This window comes from Staphylococcus sp. GDB9P120P (genome assembly GCF_017893435.1).
GTDB lineage: Bacteria > Bacillota > Bacilli > Staphylococcales > Staphylococcaceae > Staphylococcus > Staphylococcus cohnii.
The window spans coordinates 693,307-710,638 of the sequence record NZ_JAESNB010000002.1 but is presented as its reverse complement, the minus strand read 5'-3'; the positions used below and the strand labels follow the sequence as shown (position 1 = coordinate 710,638).

15 protein-coding genes are annotated in these 17,332 nt (G+C 32.0%); 3 read left to right on the top strand and 12 right to left on the bottom strand.

All coding sequences use genetic code 11. The features are described from left to right. Nucleotides 1-140 precede the first annotated feature (140 nt). From KA856_RS03195 to KA856_RS03165, 7 genes are all read right to left on the bottom strand, one after another. On the bottom strand, nt 141-554 hold the full coding sequence (locus tag KA856_RS03195; protein ID WP_107384989.1) for a DUF2871 domain-containing protein: 414 nt from the start codon (nt 552-554) through the stop codon (nt 141-143). A gap of 117 nt (nt 555-671) precedes the next feature. Next, a complete protein-coding gene (locus tag KA856_RS03190; protein WP_107384990.1) occupies nt 672-1,256 on the bottom strand; it encodes a YcnI family copper-binding membrane protein in 585 nt (194 codons plus the stop codon). Nucleotides 1,257-1,267: 11 nt separating this feature from the next. Then, complete coding sequence (locus KA856_RS03185; protein ID WP_219912727.1) at nt 1,268-2,524, bottom strand: copper resistance CopC/CopD family protein; 1,257 nt, start codon at nt 2,522-2,524, stop codon at nt 1,268-1,270. Nucleotides 2,525-2,820: 296 nt separating this feature from the next. Further along, nucleotides 2,821-3,267, bottom strand: a complete 447-nt coding sequence (gene rpiB, locus KA856_RS03180; protein WP_107384823.1) for a ribose 5-phosphate isomerase B — start codon at nt 3,265-3,267, stop codon at nt 2,821-2,823. A 36-nt stretch (nt 3,268-3,303) separates the two neighbouring features. Then, on the bottom strand, nt 3,304-3,936 hold the full coding sequence (gene dhaL, locus KA856_RS03175; RefSeq protein ID WP_107384824.1) for a dihydroxyacetone kinase subunit DhaL: 633 nt from the start codon (nt 3,934-3,936) through the stop codon (nt 3,304-3,306). 12 nt (nt 3,937-3,948) lie between these two features. Further along, nucleotides 3,949-4,947 carry a dihydroxyacetone kinase subunit DhaK gene (locus KA856_RS03170; RefSeq protein WP_107384825.1) on the bottom strand — a complete coding sequence of 333 codons (999 nt, stop codon included), beginning with the start codon at nt 4,945-4,947 and terminating at the stop codon, nt 3,949-3,951. A gap of 49 nt (nt 4,948-4,996) precedes the next feature. After that, nucleotides 4,997-6,079, bottom strand: coding sequence for an MDR/zinc-dependent alcohol dehydrogenase-like family protein (locus tag KA856_RS03165; RefSeq protein ID WP_107385701.1), 1,083 nt, complete (start codon nt 6,077-6,079; stop codon nt 4,997-4,999). Nucleotides 6,080-6,253: 174 nt separating this feature from the next. On the opposite strand from KA856_RS03165, the gene KA856_RS03160 reads away from it, so the two are divergent. Next, nucleotides 6,254-7,015: a DeoR/GlpR family DNA-binding transcription regulator gene (locus KA856_RS03160; RefSeq protein WP_107384827.1), complete on the top strand. Its 762-nt coding sequence runs from the start codon at nt 6,254-6,256 to the stop codon at nt 7,013-7,015. A gap of 101 nt (nt 7,016-7,116) precedes the next feature. Here the strand turns inward: KA856_RS03160 and KA856_RS03155 are convergent, their stop codons facing one another. The 4 genes from KA856_RS03155 to KA856_RS03140 form a co-directional block, all read right to left on the bottom strand. Beyond that, the gene (locus KA856_RS03155) at nt 7,117-8,583 is read right to left on the bottom strand and encodes a Na+/H+ antiporter NhaC family protein (RefSeq protein ID WP_107384828.1); all 1,467 of its coding nucleotides are present in this window, start codon (nt 8,581-8,583) and stop codon (nt 7,117-7,119) included. Between the two features lie 29 nt (nt 8,584-8,612). Then, nucleotides 8,613-9,944: an LLM class flavin-dependent oxidoreductase gene (locus KA856_RS03150; protein WP_107384829.1), complete on the bottom strand. Its 1,332-nt coding sequence runs from the start codon at nt 9,942-9,944 to the stop codon at nt 8,613-8,615. Then, a complete protein-coding gene (locus tag KA856_RS03145) occupies nt 9,941-10,957 on the bottom strand; it encodes an MsnO8 family LLM class oxidoreductase (protein WP_107384830.1) in 1,017 nt (338 codons plus the stop codon). Before KA856_RS03145 ends, KA856_RS03150 begins: the two co-directional genes overlap by 4 nt. Nucleotides 10,958-11,298: 341 nt before the next feature. Beyond that, nucleotides 11,299-12,966 (bottom strand): Na/Pi cotransporter family protein, encoded by a 1,668-nt coding sequence (locus KA856_RS03140; protein WP_107384831.1) that lies wholly within the window; start codon nt 12,964-12,966, stop codon nt 11,299-11,301. Between the two features lie 297 nt (nt 12,967-13,263). Here KA856_RS03140 and KA856_RS03135 point away from each other — a divergent pair, with 297 nt between their 5' ends. Beyond that, on the top strand, nt 13,264-14,202 hold the full coding sequence (locus KA856_RS03135) for a magnesium transporter CorA family protein (RefSeq protein WP_210138498.1): 939 nt from the start codon (nt 13,264-13,266) through the stop codon (nt 14,200-14,202). Between the two features lie 166 nt (nt 14,203-14,368). Here KA856_RS03135 and KA856_RS03130 read toward each other — a convergent pair whose 3' ends face one another. Continuing rightward, entirely contained in the window at nt 14,369-14,944 is a 576-nt protein-coding gene (locus KA856_RS03130; protein ID WP_107385703.1) for a peptidoglycan recognition protein family protein, read from the bottom strand. 213 nt (nt 14,945-15,157) lie between these two features. On the opposite strand from KA856_RS03130, the gene rsp reads away from it, so the two are divergent. Further along, nucleotides 15,158-17,257, top strand: a complete 2,100-nt coding sequence (gene rsp, locus KA856_RS03125) for an AraC family transcriptional regulator Rsp (protein WP_210129255.1) — start codon at nt 15,158-15,160, stop codon at nt 17,255-17,257. Nucleotides 17,258-17,332: the final 75 nt, after the last annotated feature.

The window sequence follows — 17,332 nt, the reverse complement described above, 5'->3', positions numbered from 1 at the left end:
ATGCTTATCAATTAAAAAGGCAACTTTTTAATAAATCATTACTTTATATGTAAAATGATATAAAAAAAGACGATCAAATTCATAACGATCGTCTGCTATATATATAATTATATTTATTTAGAAAAATTTATTTATACAAATTATTTTTCTGTTTTTTTGACAATGGCGTTTTTAAGCAAGAAAAATAATAAAATAAAACCAGCTGTAATTACTGTATGTCCAATACCAGCATAGCCGGCAAATGATTCTGGAACTTTAAGTCCAATAACTTGGTATGTCCCTTTTGTAAACATCATGCCAATCGTCAATAATACACCTATATTATACACAATAAAGAACCAATTAAATAAATAGTAACTACTCAAATTAAATACCTTCGTTACCGGTAATAAAATAAGATGCATAAACATTCCTAATATTAACGTATGCGTATGTACTACAACCAATTGTGTATCACCTGTAAAGTCATAGGCAAGTGTTAATTCACGATAATAAAAACCACTAAGCAATCCTAAGATTGTATAAATTAAAAAAGCGTATAATATTCTGCGCATTCAAAATCCTCCTTAAAAATATTATAAAATAAATCTTCTTAAATTACAGTGACAATTCATCAAACTTCAAAAAAAGCTAGTAATCAGAATCTGATTACTAGCTCAATCACTTATACTTTATCTTTCTTTACGAGATTTTTTAAAAATTGCTATTAGCGCTAAAATAATGGCTACGATAGACACAACCCATAAAGCGATAGAATCATTAGCAGGTTGACTGTTTTCAGAATCAACATCAGCATTTTTTGATACTTTAGTTACAGGTGAAGGTTTTTCCGCGTCTTCATCTCCATCCCATTTAACGGTTTCTCCATCATCATAAGTTTGATAAGCATCCCACTTAAATTCGCCTTCTTTATCTGGATTTGCTACTTGTATAGGCAAATCAACGAATTCATTAGGTCCAATACCTTTTTCTTTAGCTATCCAAGTTATTTTTGTAATATTACCATCATCATCTTTAGTTAATTTATGGTCAAATGTTTCCTGTGGTGCTACACCTACAACGTTTACACCCTCAGGTACCTTTAACTCTATTTTTGTTGTATTTGCTTCTTTTTCTACTGGAACTCTTACATCATATTTTTCATAAGAACCTGGTTCACTCGTATCAGGGTTCATTGTCACATGGGCATCTGCACTTTTTGAAAATACTAAAACAGTAAAACAAACTACGAGGGCTAAAATAAATTGTTTTTTCATCTTTTAAGCTCCTATCCTGGAATATTTAATTGACTCATCATTACACCTGCTAATATAAGTAAGATACCTATACTTAATTCTATGATTAATGCATATCTATTTGTCTGACGATGCTTACCAAGCGCTCTAGTTGTTTGATAAAATCCTAGCGTCATCATCACAATTGTTAGCAGAACCTTAACAAGTAATAATACGGTCCATGTCTGAATGTTTTGCCATAGTGACAAGACATTCGTTTGATCTATTGACATCAGGACACCTGATATGACAATTAACATGACAGCGCTAATATTTACTTTTAATAAAAAAGGTCTCATTTGAATTACTTCAAATTGCTTTTTACCTAATACCATAATGGTCAAATAAATCAGTGCACCTAACCAAAATGATATACCTACAATGTGTATTACTCTGATGAAAATCGACCATATTGGTATAGACTGAGACCAAGCATGTCCTGACATACTAAGTGTAATTAATATTAGACTAGGGATAAATATGTACCAACTTGTTGCCATATTTTTCAAAGTGAAAAGTAATAGTAATATGATTACTGCAACCATCGTTAATATGAATGGTGTTTGCAATAAGGTGGTTTTTTGCAGACTTAACACATCTGACACAATATCAGAAGATAAAGTCATCATATAAATTAACACTGTGATAACGGAAGTCATAACCAATATTAAAACGGTTGGCAGTGTATACGTTTTTAAATTTAAATGAGGTAATCTTTGTCTTTTAGCTAAGGCGTTAACTAAATAAAAACCTGTAAGTGTAATCAATAGTCCTTCTAATATAAAGCGCGTAACTCCAAACCAAAAGTCTGCTTGTTCATAAAATGGTGGTGCCGTGTCGATGCCATTTGCTGTTTGTTTTCCAACTGAAAATTCAAAACTATCATTGATTTCATGCCCATCTGCAGACATTGTATGCCAATGAATGCTATGTGTTCCTTTATTTAAATTTTCAATTGGAAACGTCAATGTTTGTGAAGACCCTGTTGTACTTGGCTTTACTTCTGTAATTTCAGAACCTTTATCATCATAGATTTGTATACTTGAATATTTTGCATGGACTGGTTCATTAAATTGTAATGTTATTTCATTTGGTGCGTTATCAACCACACTGTTTTGCGTTGGTGTGACTTTTTCTAAAGTTGCATGTGCTGATACTTGCTGAGAAAAGATAACAACCCCAATTATCAACGAAATTATAAATATAACATAAGAAAACTTATGGATTTTAAATGTTAATTGCACTTTCATCCCCCTTTTCAAAAAGTTTATATTATCAATAATATTAAATGAAATATACATTCACAATATAAATTTGATTTTGTCATTTTTTGGACAAATAATTACAATTTAAATATTATTGTTTTAATTAATTAAAAACAAAATATTAGTTTATATTCCATTATTAAAAATATTTATAATGTATCGTTATTAAAATAACAAAGGACTAATCCGTCTGTCTGATACGGACTAGTCCTTTGTTTTATGAACGGGCTTTAAATCTCATATTCTTACCAAGAAACCAATGAATTAAACTAGAGTATAACTCATTGAAATTCATCTTGCTCAACTTGTACAATTTTATCTACTTTTCGTTGAGAGCCGCCTTCCCAACTTACATTCAAGTAAGCTTCAACATTCTTTTTAGCAACTTCTATACCGATTATTTGTGCACCCATTGTAAGTATTTGTGCATTGTTACTTAACTGGGCACGCTCTGCAGAATAATAGTCATGCGCCAAAGCAGCACGAATTCCTTTTAATTTGTTGGCAGTTATTGCCACGCCGATGCCAGTTCCACAAATAAGAACGCCACGTTCATTATCCCCTTGTTGAATACTTTTACCAACTTCAGCAGCAACATCTGGATAATCCGTTTCTGCACAATGATGACAACCAAAATCTTCTACTTCATGACCGAGTTTTTCTATATGAGCTTTCACTGCCTCTTTTAAATTGTAACCATTATGATCTGCACCTATTGCTATTTTCATGCTAACTCACTCCTCCTTATATATTTATCACTTAGCTTATACATATGATTTAAATGTATTTAACATCAGATACGCTGACATCGCACCAGGATCTACATGGCCTTGCGAACGATAGCCTAGCCTTTTGGAACGACCCTTATTAGAAACAATATCCTTTGTGCTTTCCATACCTTTCTTAGCTTCTAGAAGTGCAAGCGCAAATGCTTCCTTGAAATTAATATTTTGAGATTTAGATGATTCTAATGAGAGATAAAATGGTTCAAGTGTATCAATCATCGTTTTATCACCTATTTCAGCTTTACCTCTAGCCTTAATTCCTTTACTGAATGCAATCCAAAATTGGTATAAGTCTGTATCATTCAGTTCAGTTTTATTTTTTACTGCAACTGCTGCCTTTAAATAACCTGAAGCATATAAAGGGCCAACAGATGAACCTACAGCATCTAAAAAACTTTTACCCACAGCAACACTAATTTTTGCAATATCATTTTGTGCCTGTAATTCGTTGTGAATTGTATCTTTTACAGCTTGATAACCAATATTCATCGTCACACCATGATCGCCATCACCAATTTTTCTATCTAATTCACATAGGTTATCCTTTTGTTCTTCAAACAACTCAGCTAACGCTAGGATGAATGATTTATATGTTTCACTTGTTAATGTCATAATAAATTCCCCCTAGACTTCCTTAAAGTTTGGACAATCGACAGGATGATCTATGCATGACTTTAATGTCTCGTCCAATTTCATCAACGTCACTGAGAAACCACCCATTTCCATTGATGTAATAAAATTACCCACATATGATTTATATGTCTTAATATTGTTTTCACTTAATATTGCATCAACTTCTTTATTGATAATATATAACTCCATTTGTGAAGTCGCGCCTAAACCATTTACTAGGACAACTACTTCGTCGTCTGGTTGATAAAGTCCCTCTTTCAAAATATTTTTCATAATCACTTGGACGGTTTCTTGTGCTGTACGTATCGTCGTTTTTTCAATACCTGGTTCACCATGATGTCCTAATCCAATTTCCATCTCATTATCTTCAAGATCAAAACTTGGTTTGCCTGTTTGAGGTAAATAACAAGGGCTTAATCCAATACCCATAGAGCGTGTGTGATCATTAGCCAGTTGCGCAATACGACGGACTTCCTCTAAATTGTATCCAAAATCTGCAGCAGCGCCTGCTGCTTTATAAACCAGTAATTCACCTGCTATACCACGTCTCTCTTCAATTTCCTTCGCTGAAGCGACATCATCGTTTCCTATAACAACTGCAGTTTCAATATCATCTTCAACTTCTGTCATTTCGCTGGCCATCTCAAAATTCATTAAATCTCCTGCGTAGTTTCCATAAATATATAACACGCCATGACTATCATGAATTTCTCTGGTAACAGCTTGTATAGGAATTGGTGAAGGTGAAGCAAATATATTACCTATTGCCACACCATCAGCCATACCTTGGCCAACATAGCCGATAAAAGCCGGCTCATGTCCTGACCCTCCACCAATTAAGACACTCACTTTACGATTGGGGTGGCGTTTTTTACCAATTAGTGCTCTTTGATGTAAGTTTGAACGTTTAATATATTCGGGATAAGCAATTAAATATCCAGCCATTAGTTCATCTATGACATTATCAGGATTATTAATCATCTTTTTCATTTATAGTCTCTCCTTTTAACTGTCTATGCTTATCTATCATTTCGCTGTTTTAAGGTACAAGTACAATTTTCAGTGACTTATCGCCTTTTTTCATTAATTCGAATCCTTCTTCAAATTCTTGAAGTGGTAATTGATGGGTCACTACACCATCAGTAGGGTAGTCGCCATTCTGTATACCATTTATCACAAGAGGATAACAATAAGGTCCTAAGTGACTTCCCATTAAATCTAGTTCTTTACGATCAGAAATGATGCTCCAGTCAACAGTTACTGGATCGCCAAATACAGAAAACTCTACAAATCTACCTAACTTCCTAATGGCACTTAAACCTTGTTCAACAGATTTAGGATGACCTGTCGCTTCAATATAAGTATCACAACCATAACCTTCCGTCATATCTTTGATTTCTTTTACCACATCAACTTTAGCTGGATTCATCACAATGTCTGCACCAAATTGTTTCGCTAATTCTAAACGGTCATCTTTCATATCTAGTACAACCAGAGTTTCAGCTCCTGATTTTTTAGCTGCTCCTATCATACCTAGACCCAATGTTCCAGCACCTGATAATACAACGAAATCCCCTAATTTGATGTTTGCACGTTGTACTGCATGTAAACTACAAGCATATGGTTCAATAAGAATTGCTTTTTCTATCGGTAAGTCTTCAGGAACTTTATAATTTATTGCTTCCTTAGTGAATTTCATGTATTCAGCCATACCGCCATTTACATTATTTTGGAAACCATATAAGTCGTGTTTTTCACACATCCAATACTCGCCACGCTTACAAAATCTACATTCCCAACAAGGTACAATCTGTTCGGAAATAACACGATCACCTATTTCAAAATCAGTCACATCTTCGCCTTTTTCAACAATACGTGCAATAAACTCATGTCCAGGTATCATCGGTGCTTTAATATAAGAAGGTTGTGTTTCATCGCCCCAAAAACTTGGTGCGCCACCATATGCTTTAATATCTCCTGCACAAATGCCACATGCTTCAACTTTTACAATAATTTCTTTTGAATTCTCAATTATCGGTGTATCTACTGTTTCATATTTATAATCCCCTGGCGCATATGCTACAACTGCATTCATTTTGTCTGGATAATTTTTATTTGTCATTTTCAACAACCCCTTCTTTTATTAGAAAACGCTTTCATTTATAACTACAATTCTAATATATATTTTCATTTCTTTCAAATATTTTTTCGTTTATTTCCGTTTTGCTTTTGTTTTGTTATTTTTATAAAAAATTGTGTTAAACTAAATCATGAGCATAAGGAGGTTGCGAATCATATGAAAATGTATGCAGATGAACGACGAGAGCACATATATACTTATATAAAGTCACATAAAAGAGCTACTGTAAAACAGCTTTCAGATTACTTAAGCGTGACAGAAGCAACAGTTCGAAGTGATTTAAGACTTTTAGAAAGTGAAAATAAGGTTACACGCACACATGGCGGTGCAAAAGTAAATGATACGATGACTTCAAAGTTAAACTTTTCTTACCGCTTAACACAAAAACATCGTGAAAAACATAAGATAAGTGAGTTTGCACTAAATAAAATAGAACCACAACAATGCATACTCATAGACGCAAGTTCAACAACGTATGAACTTGCAAAATTAATATCTGAAACTACCATGGAACTTACTATTATTACAAATGGGTTGGAAAATGCAGTACTTTTAAAAGAAAATCCTAACTTAACAGTGCTCGTAGTTGGAGGGTTTGTTTCTCAAGATTCAAACGCGATTACCGGAAACATTGATTCACAAATTTTAGAAATGTACCATATTGATTACTTCTTTTTATCTGCAAATGGTTTTACCTTAGAAAATGGTTTAACTGATTTTTCATTACCTGAAGTTCAACTCAAAAAGCAGATGGTTCAAGAAAGTGAAAAAGTAATTGCTTTGATAGACCACAGTAAGTTTGATATCTCATCTACTTTATCATTCGCTAAAATCACTGACATTTCTGAAGTTATAACAGATGAAGCACCCAATAAAAAATGGTTACAACACACACCATTTAAATTAACTGTTGTTTAATAACAAAATTTCACAAAATAAAAAGCTGTACCAATTAGGAAAAACATTACTCACCTAATTGGTACAGCTTATTTTTTACTTAAAATACTTATCCAATCATTTTATATACCACCTGTCCATCCAACAGTAGTGAAGATATACAACACAATTGAACCTACGATAATCCAGATTAAAAATAATGGCGCCATAAACTTAAACCAAGAACTAAAATTAGCTTTTGCAATAGCAATCGCACCAACTGTCGCACCTAAAGTTGGTGTGATTAAATTGCCTAATCCCCCACCAAAAGATAGTGAAGTTAACAGTATTTGATCATTCACACCAAGCGTATGTGTAACAGGTTGTAATATTGGAATCATCACACTCATTAAACCTGAACCCGATGGTACTAAAAAGTTAAATACTGTTGCTACTAAAAATATTAATATTGAAACGACACCTGATGAAGAGCCATCAAGTTGTGTCGTCAATCCATTGACAATCGTACTTAAAATTTTACCCTTTTCAAGTATGACACTGATAGTATTTGCCATGATAATGGCAAAAGCTACAACTAACATTGGTTTTGCTCCTGCTAAAAATCCATCCACCATTTCACTAGATCGTTTACTTTTGACTAGATAAGCAAGCACAAAACTAATACCAAAAACAGTTATAAATACACCATTGCCATATTTCTCAGTCCAACTTAACATACCATTGCCTATCGCTAATACTATGGGTGTAAAAATCACTAATCCTACTACAACCAAATCTCTCCAATTAATTGTTCTATCTTTTAAATCAATTTCTGCAGTTGTTGTTTGTGTATCATTTTGTTGCCAAGATGTTGTGTTCATTAAACTTTTATTGGGTGATTTAATAACCCTTCTCGCATACCAGATAACATATAATAAAGTGACCAATAAAAACACTATGTACATAATTGCTCTACCGCCGTATCCAGAATATAAAGTGACCTCCGGATAAACGATTTGACCAATTTTAGCCATACCTGAAGGAGAAACTGAAAAGGCCATATACAAAGGTAGGAAGGTCATGCCAAGGGCAATAATTGGATCTAATTTTAACCTATTCGCTAAAATTACACCGAGCGTGACAAAGACAATCATCTGATCGCCACCTACAAAAAATCCTATAAATGCCATTAAAGAAAATAATCCAATAATAAGAGGTAAAGCACCTGCATGTTCAAATCTATATATCATATAATTTGTTAACTTCGTCACTGAGTCCAATTGCAACATACCACCAATTGCCCCACCAACAAACAACAGTAAAGTTACAGTTTGAGCAGATTGTATACCGCCATTTAATATTAAGGTAATCGCATAAAACGGATTAACTGGATTTTGTGAAATAGCATGATAAGTTCCTTGTACAATCTCACCACTTTTTGTAGTATCAAATTCGCCAGCCGGAATGATATATGTCAATAAACATGCAAACATCATCATCATCAACATCATTAATAACACGTGTGGTAATTGGAATTTTCTTTTTTCTTTTATTTGCTCTTGTTCAACATCTACTTGCGAATGATGTGAAGTTGCACTATATTCAGACATTCTATTTCACTCCTTAAAATTCAATTAAATTAGTTATGCTCTACTTTTGTTCGACTATATCTATTTTCTTTAAAAGGAATACCAAGATGATCACGTAATGTACTACCTTCATAAGATTTTGAATAATAACCTTTTGACTCTAATATTGGTAACACTTCATTTAAAAATTCATCATATATTTCACCATAAACATGTGGACCAAAGATAAAGCCATCTGCTGCACCTTGTTCAAACCATTCAATTATCAATGCTGCTACTTCTTCATAAGTACCTGTAAATGGTGACTGTCTTACTGTTTCTTCTAGAGCAACTTCTCTTAACGTTAAATTTTGTGATTTTGCTCGCTCAGCAATCGCATCAGTCGTAGCACGAAAACTATTTTTCCCTACATCACCTAATTCTGGAAATGGTGCATCTAACTCATATTGACTAAAGTCATGATGATCATAATATCTTCCTAAGTAATCTAAAGCTTCCTCAATTGTCGCTAGTGATTTAAGCTCATTTAGTCGTCTTTCTACTTCGTCTTTATCTTTGCCAATGACTGGTGCTAACATTGGGTAAACTTTAACATGATCAGGGTCACGCTCAAATGCTTGGGCTTGGTTTTTAATACTGTCATAATTACTTTTCGCAATCTCAAGTGACTCACCTAGTGTAAAGACAGCATCAGCATATTTAGCTGCATAAGCTTGTCCCTTAGGAGAAGCTCCAGCTTGAAATATAACAGGTTGACCTTGTTCAGAACGACTTGCATTCAAAGGACCTTTGACTTGGAAATATTGACCTTTGTAATCTAATGTATGCATCTTACTTTTATCCACATATTCGCCTGACTCAACATCAAATGTAAATGCATCATCTTCATATGAATCCCATAAGCCTTGTACTACCTGGATATGTTCTTCAGCAATATCATATCGAATATCATGTTCTGGATGGTCTCCTTTGCTATAATTGTCAGCACTTCCAGCTAAAGGTGAAGTTACTACATTCCAACCTGCACGGCCTTTACTGATTTTATCAATGGTTGAAAGTTGTCTGGCCACTGTGAACGGCTCACTATATGAAGTTGAAATCGTACCTACTAATCCAATTTGACGTGTTATTGGCGCAAGTGCTGCTAAAAATGTTAATGGTTCATGTCTATCTAAAAAATGTGGTATTGATTTTTCATTGATATATAATCCGTCTGCTACAAAAACGAAACTAAAGCCAGCTTTTTCTGCTTTACGAGCAATATCAAGTTGAAAATCAAAATTTGTACTTGCATCACTTGGGACGTCATTTGATTTCCAAGCATGCATATGGCTACCAGGACCATTCAACATAATTCCAAAATCTATTTTTTTATTTGTCATTTTACCCCTGCTTTCAAATTCGTTTTCTCATATACACGTGCTAGTTGCTCTACTGTTTTTAATCTTAATGAGTGGTTTTGTACTGGCATATGAAACATAAATTCATCAACTTGATCATCTATATCTAATTCATGAATTTGTTGTTTTATGGACTCAGCTGTACCATTAAATACTTCTATTTGTTGTTCTTCAATTTCAAAGGTTCTTGAACTTTGCTTTTTAAAATCATCTATTTGATGTTCGCTTGACACCGTTAATTTTTGACCGTCATCAAAGTGCAAAACATAATTTGTGCGTCCCTCTTCAATTAACGCGCTTTCTGCTTCACTATTCGATACAACAGCAGCTAAGGCTATAATTATTTTCCCTTCAGGATAAAATGCTTTATATGTACGAATTGCTTTGTGTAAAAGATCATTATTAGAATTCAAAAAATATGCATAAATAAAACCGACTTTTTCTTCTGCTGCAAAGCGTGCTGACCGTTCACTTCCTCCCAAAAGAAAAACATGCGGTTTCTCAATCTCTTTATTACGAATCGTTGTTTTTAAATTTGAATACGGATTTTCTTCAGGAAAGTTTTCATTATTAAATTGATTTAAAAGATGAAATTTATCATTGAAAGACATAGGTGCATTTTTAATATCTTCTTGCAAAGCTTGTGTCGCTAAAGGAAAACCACCAGGTGCTTTGCCTATACCTAAATCTACTCTTCCCGGAGCAATTTGGCTCATAAAATGAAACTGTTCAATCACTTTGAATGGACTATAATGCTGTAACATAACCCCACCAGAACCAACATTTATTCGACTTGTTTGGTTTAATAAATGTGTAACTAATATTTCAGGGCTCGTACCAACGACCTCTTGTATATTATGATGCTCTGCAACAAAATATCTTGTATAATTCAGGCCTTCTGCTAATTGCGCTAGTTCAACAGTTCTATTTATCCCTTCACTAACTGTTTCATTGTGATCTATTGGACTTTGATCAAGTATGCTAATAGATGTCATAAACAATCCCCCAATCGATTTCTGAAAATTATATTAGTTACAATCTTAGGCTCACTCTATCATTTTGTCAAGTATCCTTATCGATTTACTAAGGATTAAAAATGTGTTCATTTTGATATGCCATTGTATTCCAAACTTTTGACAAATCATTTATCAATCGTACTGAAAAGTGCTATCTAAATACCTCTTATTTAATAAAAAAGAGCAGGATAATATCACTCTTTAGTAAAGTGATATTATCCTGCTCTAATTTGAAAGACTCGTCATAAAAGTGATTCTTGTTATGACATGCCTAATTAAATAATATTAATTTTTGCATAAATTGTGGTTACAATCATATTTTAATACGACCAACCTAAAGTATGTTCCACTTCATCATCTTCATTTTCAATATTGTCTATATCAATCATAGATTCTGAAATATTTCTAGAATGGTAACCAATACGTTCTAAGATAGCAATCATATCTAAATAAAGTAAGCCGCCTTCTAAAGAACATTCTCCCGAACTTAAACGCTTGATGTGTTTTTTTCTTAAATCATGTTCTAATGCATACGAATCATTACTCAAGCGAACGATTTCATCTTTTTTAACTCTGTCATATACGTTAAACATGTCAATTGTTTTTTCAAGTGACGCATCGACATGGTTATATAGCCTTTCAATACTTTGTTCTGCTTTTGCAGATATCTGAATTGATTCTGTTTCTTTTTTCTTTAAATCTAATAAATACGCTTCTGTTAAACTTGCTACTTTAATAAAAGTTCGATTAACATCGAATAACACAGACATTCTTTCTGCATCTTGTTTGGATATCTTCTTCTCTGAGATTTTTGTTAAATATTGCCTTACATTGTCATACATACTTTCGACAGCAGCATATTTTTGAAGTATATCTTTTTCTGTTTTATAGTCATAATGCTTAGCATGTCTGAACATATCAAATGTCATACGCCCTATATTTTGAATTTCATCTTGTGCTTCTTGTAACGCAATATTAGGTGCTCTGTTTATTAAATTTTTATCTAACATTCTTGGTTTATATTTTTCATTCAAATCTTCACCTGGTACTAACTTCGTCACAATCCATGCTAAGACGAAAATAAACGGTAATTGTATGATTGTGTTCGTCACATTAAATGTACCATGTGCAAATGCAATAACCATTTCAGGTTTTAAATTCATAACCCCTTGCATCCATTCAATAACTAGTTGATAGAGTGGCATAATTATTAAGAAAATAATAGCACCTATCACATTGAATAGTACATGGACAGCTGCAACACGTTTGGCAGCCAATGAACCTGCTAGACTGGCCAGCACCGCAGTGATTGTCGTACCAATATTATCACCTAAAAGTACAGGAAGTGCACCATGTAAACTAATTAAATCATTAGCGAAGAATCCTTGTAAAATACCAATTGTAGCACTTGAACTTTGTATAATAACTGTTAATAATGTTCCTGCTAACACACCATATATTGGGTTAGAAGACATATCTAACATAATTTGCTTGAACGAATCTAAGTTTGCTAAAGGTTTAACCGCACCACTCATTAATTCTAAACCATAGAATAATGCACCAAAACCAAATAAAATCATACCAACATTTTTCACTTTACGTTTTTGAATAAAGAAAATTAAAAATGCACCAATTGCTAAAATTGGTAGCGAATATTCACCGATATCAATACCTATAATAAATGCAGTAACTGTAGTACCAATATTCGCTCCCATAACTACTCCAATTGCTTGGCGCATAGTCATAAACCCTGCACTAACAAGTCCTATAGTAATTACTGTTGTGCCTGAGCTACTTTGAATTAATATCGTTACAATCATACCAGCCAAGACACCCATTAAAGGGTTACTTGTAAAAGTATTTAAAATGCTTCTTAATCTATCACCAGCTGCGGCTTGCAAACCGTCACCCATTTGTTTAATACCATATAGAAAAATACCTAATCCACCGATAAAGGTAAAAATTATCTCCATTACAGAAGAATCCATCGTTACACCTCTTTAAAATATTTGTAAACTATGTGAATTATAACTGATTTTTGTTAAGTTAATGTTAATTTATCATTAAAATTGCAAAGGATTTTCTCAACATTTCTGTAATCATATTTCACTGAAATATGCAAACCTTTCCAAATCCTATATCTACGCTGATTTAAAATATGCTATTTATAAATTACACAAATTTCTACCTTTAGCATATATTAAAATTAATGCAGAAAGATACTTGTCAACCGCTCTAATCTTCGCTAATATAATTAAGAATTTAATGAAGGGAAGATTTGTATTGTGATCACTGCTTATAAACATACTCAAACACAAGAAATAATAGCATCAACATTAGATGATGATGCTTCATGGATCAATGTTGTAGACCCAAATTGGGAAGAAATAGAACATTTAATAGATTTATACCATTTACCTGAAGATTTTATTAGAGACCCTCTAGATACTGAGGAAAGTTCTCGTGTTGAATACGATGAAGAAACGGGCTATTCCCTTATAATCCTTGACCTGCCAGTTGTTAATGATACAAATCTTAATGTACTCTCATTTATAACAATTCCTTTAGGTATAATAATTGGTAATAAGAAAATATTTACTGTATGTAATGTTGAAAATGAGTTTCTTGAAAAATTTAGCCATCAAAATCTAAATTTACATTTTCATAGCCGATTTGCGCTTAATATATTATTAACGATTTCAAATCATTATAATAGAAACCTTAGGTTATTAAATAAGACGAGGTTACGTATAGAACGTGATTTAAAAAATAATGTGACAAACAAGCAACTATATAATTTAATGGAAGTTGAAAAGAGCTTAGTTTATTTCTTAGCTGCTTTAAAAGGTAATGAAACTATAGTAAAAAAACTCTTTAGATTGCCTGCAATCAAACGTTTTGAAGAGGATGAAGATTTACTGGAAGACTTAGTCATAGAAAATAATCAAGCACTAGAAACCACAAGATTATATACTGACATATTAGAAAGTATTACTACTTCTTATGCATCACTACTTTCAAATGAAATGAATAATACAATGAAAACATTGACGCTATTTACCGTCTTTTTAACATTGCCAACTTTAGTATTCAGTTTTTTTGGTATGAATGTACCACTACCTATTGATGAACATAGTTATATCTCTTGGGTTATTGTAATCGGTATTTCATTAGTTATCGTTTCATTTGTGGGCGCATTTCTATGGAGAAAGCAAAAGTTTTGAAATAAGACGTACACGCAAGTCACCATATATTAAAAATGAGAATGCATGATCATTATGCTTAAAACAAAGGACGCTACCATTTGATATGGTAGCGTCCTTTGTTTTTTCAAATTGTTTTAACGACATCTAAAAATGAATACTAACTTACTTTAATTTGCTAATGACACTAACCTATAGACTTCATATCTTCTTTAGTAATATCATCATAATAATATTTTATTTTATAGATAAAATAATCTTTTAACCTATTTACGTTTGACAAAGTGTTTGAGGCTTGTTGCAAATGAATTAACCATGATCTAGCTGGACACTCAGTATCATAAAATTCTTTATGAATTCTCACTGTTTCTCTATTAACAGGTAATTGATATTTCTTTAAAATTGCAGCAGCTAACCAGAAACTAACTTCTTCCACCTTCATAAATGCACTATCCGTTAAGACGCCATTTATTTTAGACTGACATCTTTCGATACCAATATAATGCGTATTGGCGAATGTATTTCCACAGTGCCATTCAGTATATTGTGTCGGGTGAAACCAGTAGCAAGTGTCTTGATCAATGTAGACGCTCGCCCATCCTTTTTCTAATTCATTTTTTTTAATTCGATTATTTAACCATGCAATATAATTTTGGGCTGTATAATTTTCGGCATCATCGTGTAGAACGACACCTAAAATATCCTTTTTTAGTTCAGTGATTTTATCGTCTATTTTGTAATAATTAGAGTATATATGTTTCATAAATTCCCTTCTTTAATACTTAAATTTTTGTGTCAGAAGTTCGTTTAATTTATCTGCTTTAAATTTAATGATGTGCACAATTTAATTTTCTTAGTTGAATTAGGGCTTAAAATAAGAAAATAGTTATATTTAATATATTAATATTCACAACTATTTATTATATAATGTAATTTAGTCAATATAACAATACGTTATCAGGAGTTGCTAGATAGAATGGAACATGCCACATTATGTATCCACGATTTTTTAACTACAGATACTCAACGTTGTATCAACCAAGTCATACTATTATTTTCTTTAAATAGTAAATTGAATATCAATATCAATGGTAAACAAACTTCGATTGAAAACAATATCGCTATCTTCAATCACAGTGATCTATTTTGTATCACTCACGCAGAACAACTTGTTGAACTAAAAATACCAATACAACAAATCATCCCGCTTAACCAATTATTTTTTAATTGTTACTATGATGCAAAAGCATTGAACGCTCAGGCGTATTTAAAGCAAATAATTTTAAGCATGATTGAAAAGTTAAACACCATAAATTCAACAGAATTACCTCAATTAACTGAGCTTATTTCTACCTTAGAGCATGAAGCTAAAAAAATATCTGAACATGTATATATACCAACAATTCATTGTGAAAATGAACTTTTAAATAAAATATCAGAATATATCCAAACTCACATTACACAACATATCATGTCCAAAGAAATTTCTTCAATTTTTTATATATCTAGTTCATACATATCAATTTTATTTAAAAAATATTTAGGTATTAGTTTTAAACATTATATTACAAGTTTAAAAATTGCGCTTTCACTTGATGAACTTATTAATAGTAACAACACAATTTATCTTATTTCTGAAAATATGGGTTTCAATCATTATGCTAATTATACGCATCAATTTAAGTCATATCTCTGTTTAACACCGCTTGCGTATAGAAAGAAACTTAATATAATGCAGAACAAGCCAATTACGTTATTAACTACTGATATAAGTGGATACTCACACTATTTCAAAACTCACTTAAACAACCATACTCAAACGATTGATAATGAAATTATCAATTTAGATCACTTAGAGTACAATGACTTGGCAAAACAACCTACCATCTTTATTCATATTGATAACCTTATGGATATTATTCAAACAAATTTAAACCAAAAACTTAATTTTAGTGATCTTACAAACTGCTATTTACTTATAAATAATGTGAGTAATCTAGCATCAACTTCACTTAATTTAAATGGTATTGTCAATTTTATCGACGCAATTTTTTCAAACTGTATGGGTGTGGTTATTAGAATTAAATCCAAGCAAGAATATGAACAAATAGAACAGGCTATTTCTCAATTTATAATATTCAAACCTAAATATTATACTCATGATAATATGTATAACTTTATGATTCTCTTTGATTCAGAATACTTAAAGTTAAATGATATTAACCGCTTATACATCAAAGCTAGAAGTTTAAATATAAATATCAAATTAGCAATCAACGTTGAGGGGGTATTAACCCAAACTCAAAGTCTTAAACACACTTTTACGCTTTTACATAGATTTAATTTCGACTTTAATTTTATTGATGTAGAACGTAATGAATTACGCGCAATGTTGTTAAAGCATAGCCATCAATTCAATAACGTATCAAGTTATAGTGATTATTATAATAAATTCATCACACTCTCTAAGCTACAACCCAATAAATGTGTATATTCAAAACTTACTAAAAATCACTTCACTCAATATAATCAAAAAGCACCTTTAGGAATAACAGAAATTATGCAACATACAATACAATTGATTAAAAATGGTTCTGCTGTTGGCTATGAACTAATGGACAAAAGTATATCCGATGTTGCGTTAATGAACCAACATGGAATATATGAACCCATTGTTTATATATTCCAATTCTTAAAGCCATTTTATGGAAAAACAATACTAATACAACCCAATTATTTAATTGCAAAAGAAAAACAATGCACACATTTACTTTTATTCAATTCCAATACACATACAATGTCAAACAAGCGAAAGTTTACATTAAAACAACAAACAATTACTTCAAAATTAATTTTATTTATACGCACGTTAAATAGAGAACATGGTTTTATAGATTATGCATTACCACCTATATTTAATAATATTTTTATTGAACAAACGCTTTTAAAAAATATTGAACGATCAAATATGCCAAAGTCAGAATTACGACATACTACCTATCCTCACACACCTATAGAATTTGATATTGACCGTGATGAAGTAAAATACATTCGTTTATCACCCGCATGTAAATAATCATGTAGCTCATCCACGTTATTTAAAAAATAAGTACATATTAGCACAATTTAATTTAAAAGTTTTGTCATCGCT

Coding starts and splice junctions, on each gene's coding strand:
- KA856_RS03195 (WP_107384989.1), bottom strand. CDS start 554: ATGCGCAGAATATTATACGCTTTTTTAATTTATACAATCTTAGGATTG.
- KA856_RS03190 (WP_107384990.1), bottom strand. CDS start 1,256: ATGAAAAAACAATTTATTTTAGCCCTCGTAGTTTGTTTTACTGTTTTA.
- KA856_RS03185 (WP_219912727.1), bottom strand. CDS start 2,524: ATGAAAGTGCAATTAACATTTAAAATCCATAAGTTTTCTTATGTTATA.
- rpiB (WP_107384823.1), bottom strand. CDS start 3,267: ATGAAAATAGCAATAGGTGCAGATCATAATGGTTACAATTTAAAAGAG.
- dhaL (WP_107384824.1), bottom strand. CDS start 3,936: ATGACATTAACAAGTGAAACATATAAATCATTCATCCTAGCGTTAGCT.
- KA856_RS03170 (WP_107384825.1), bottom strand. CDS start 4,947: ATGAAAAAGATGATTAATAATCCTGATAATGTCATAGATGAACTAATG.
- KA856_RS03165 (WP_107385701.1), bottom strand. CDS start 6,079: ATGACAAATAAAAATTATCCAGACAAAATGAATGCAGTTGTAGCATAT.
- KA856_RS03160 (WP_107384827.1), top strand. CDS start 6,254: ATGAAAATGTATGCAGATGAACGACGAGAGCACATATATACTTATATA.
- KA856_RS03155 (WP_107384828.1), bottom strand. CDS start 8,583: ATGTCTGAATATAGTGCAACTTCACATCATTCGCAAGTAGATGTTGAA.
- KA856_RS03150 (WP_107384829.1), bottom strand. CDS start 9,944: ATGACAAATAAAAAAATAGATTTTGGAATTATGTTGAATGGTCCTGGT.
- KA856_RS03145 (WP_107384830.1), bottom strand. CDS start 10,957: ATGACATCTATTAGCATACTTGATCAAAGTCCAATAGATCACAATGAA.
- KA856_RS03140 (WP_107384831.1), bottom strand. CDS start 12,966: ATGGATTCTTCTGTAATGGAGATAATTTTTACCTTTATCGGTGGATTA.
- KA856_RS03130 (WP_107385703.1), bottom strand. CDS start 14,944: ATGAAACATATATACTCTAATTATTACAAAATAGACGATAAAATCACT.
- rsp (WP_210129255.1), top strand. CDS start 15,158: ATGGAACATGCCACATTATGTATCCACGATTTTTTAACTACAGATACT.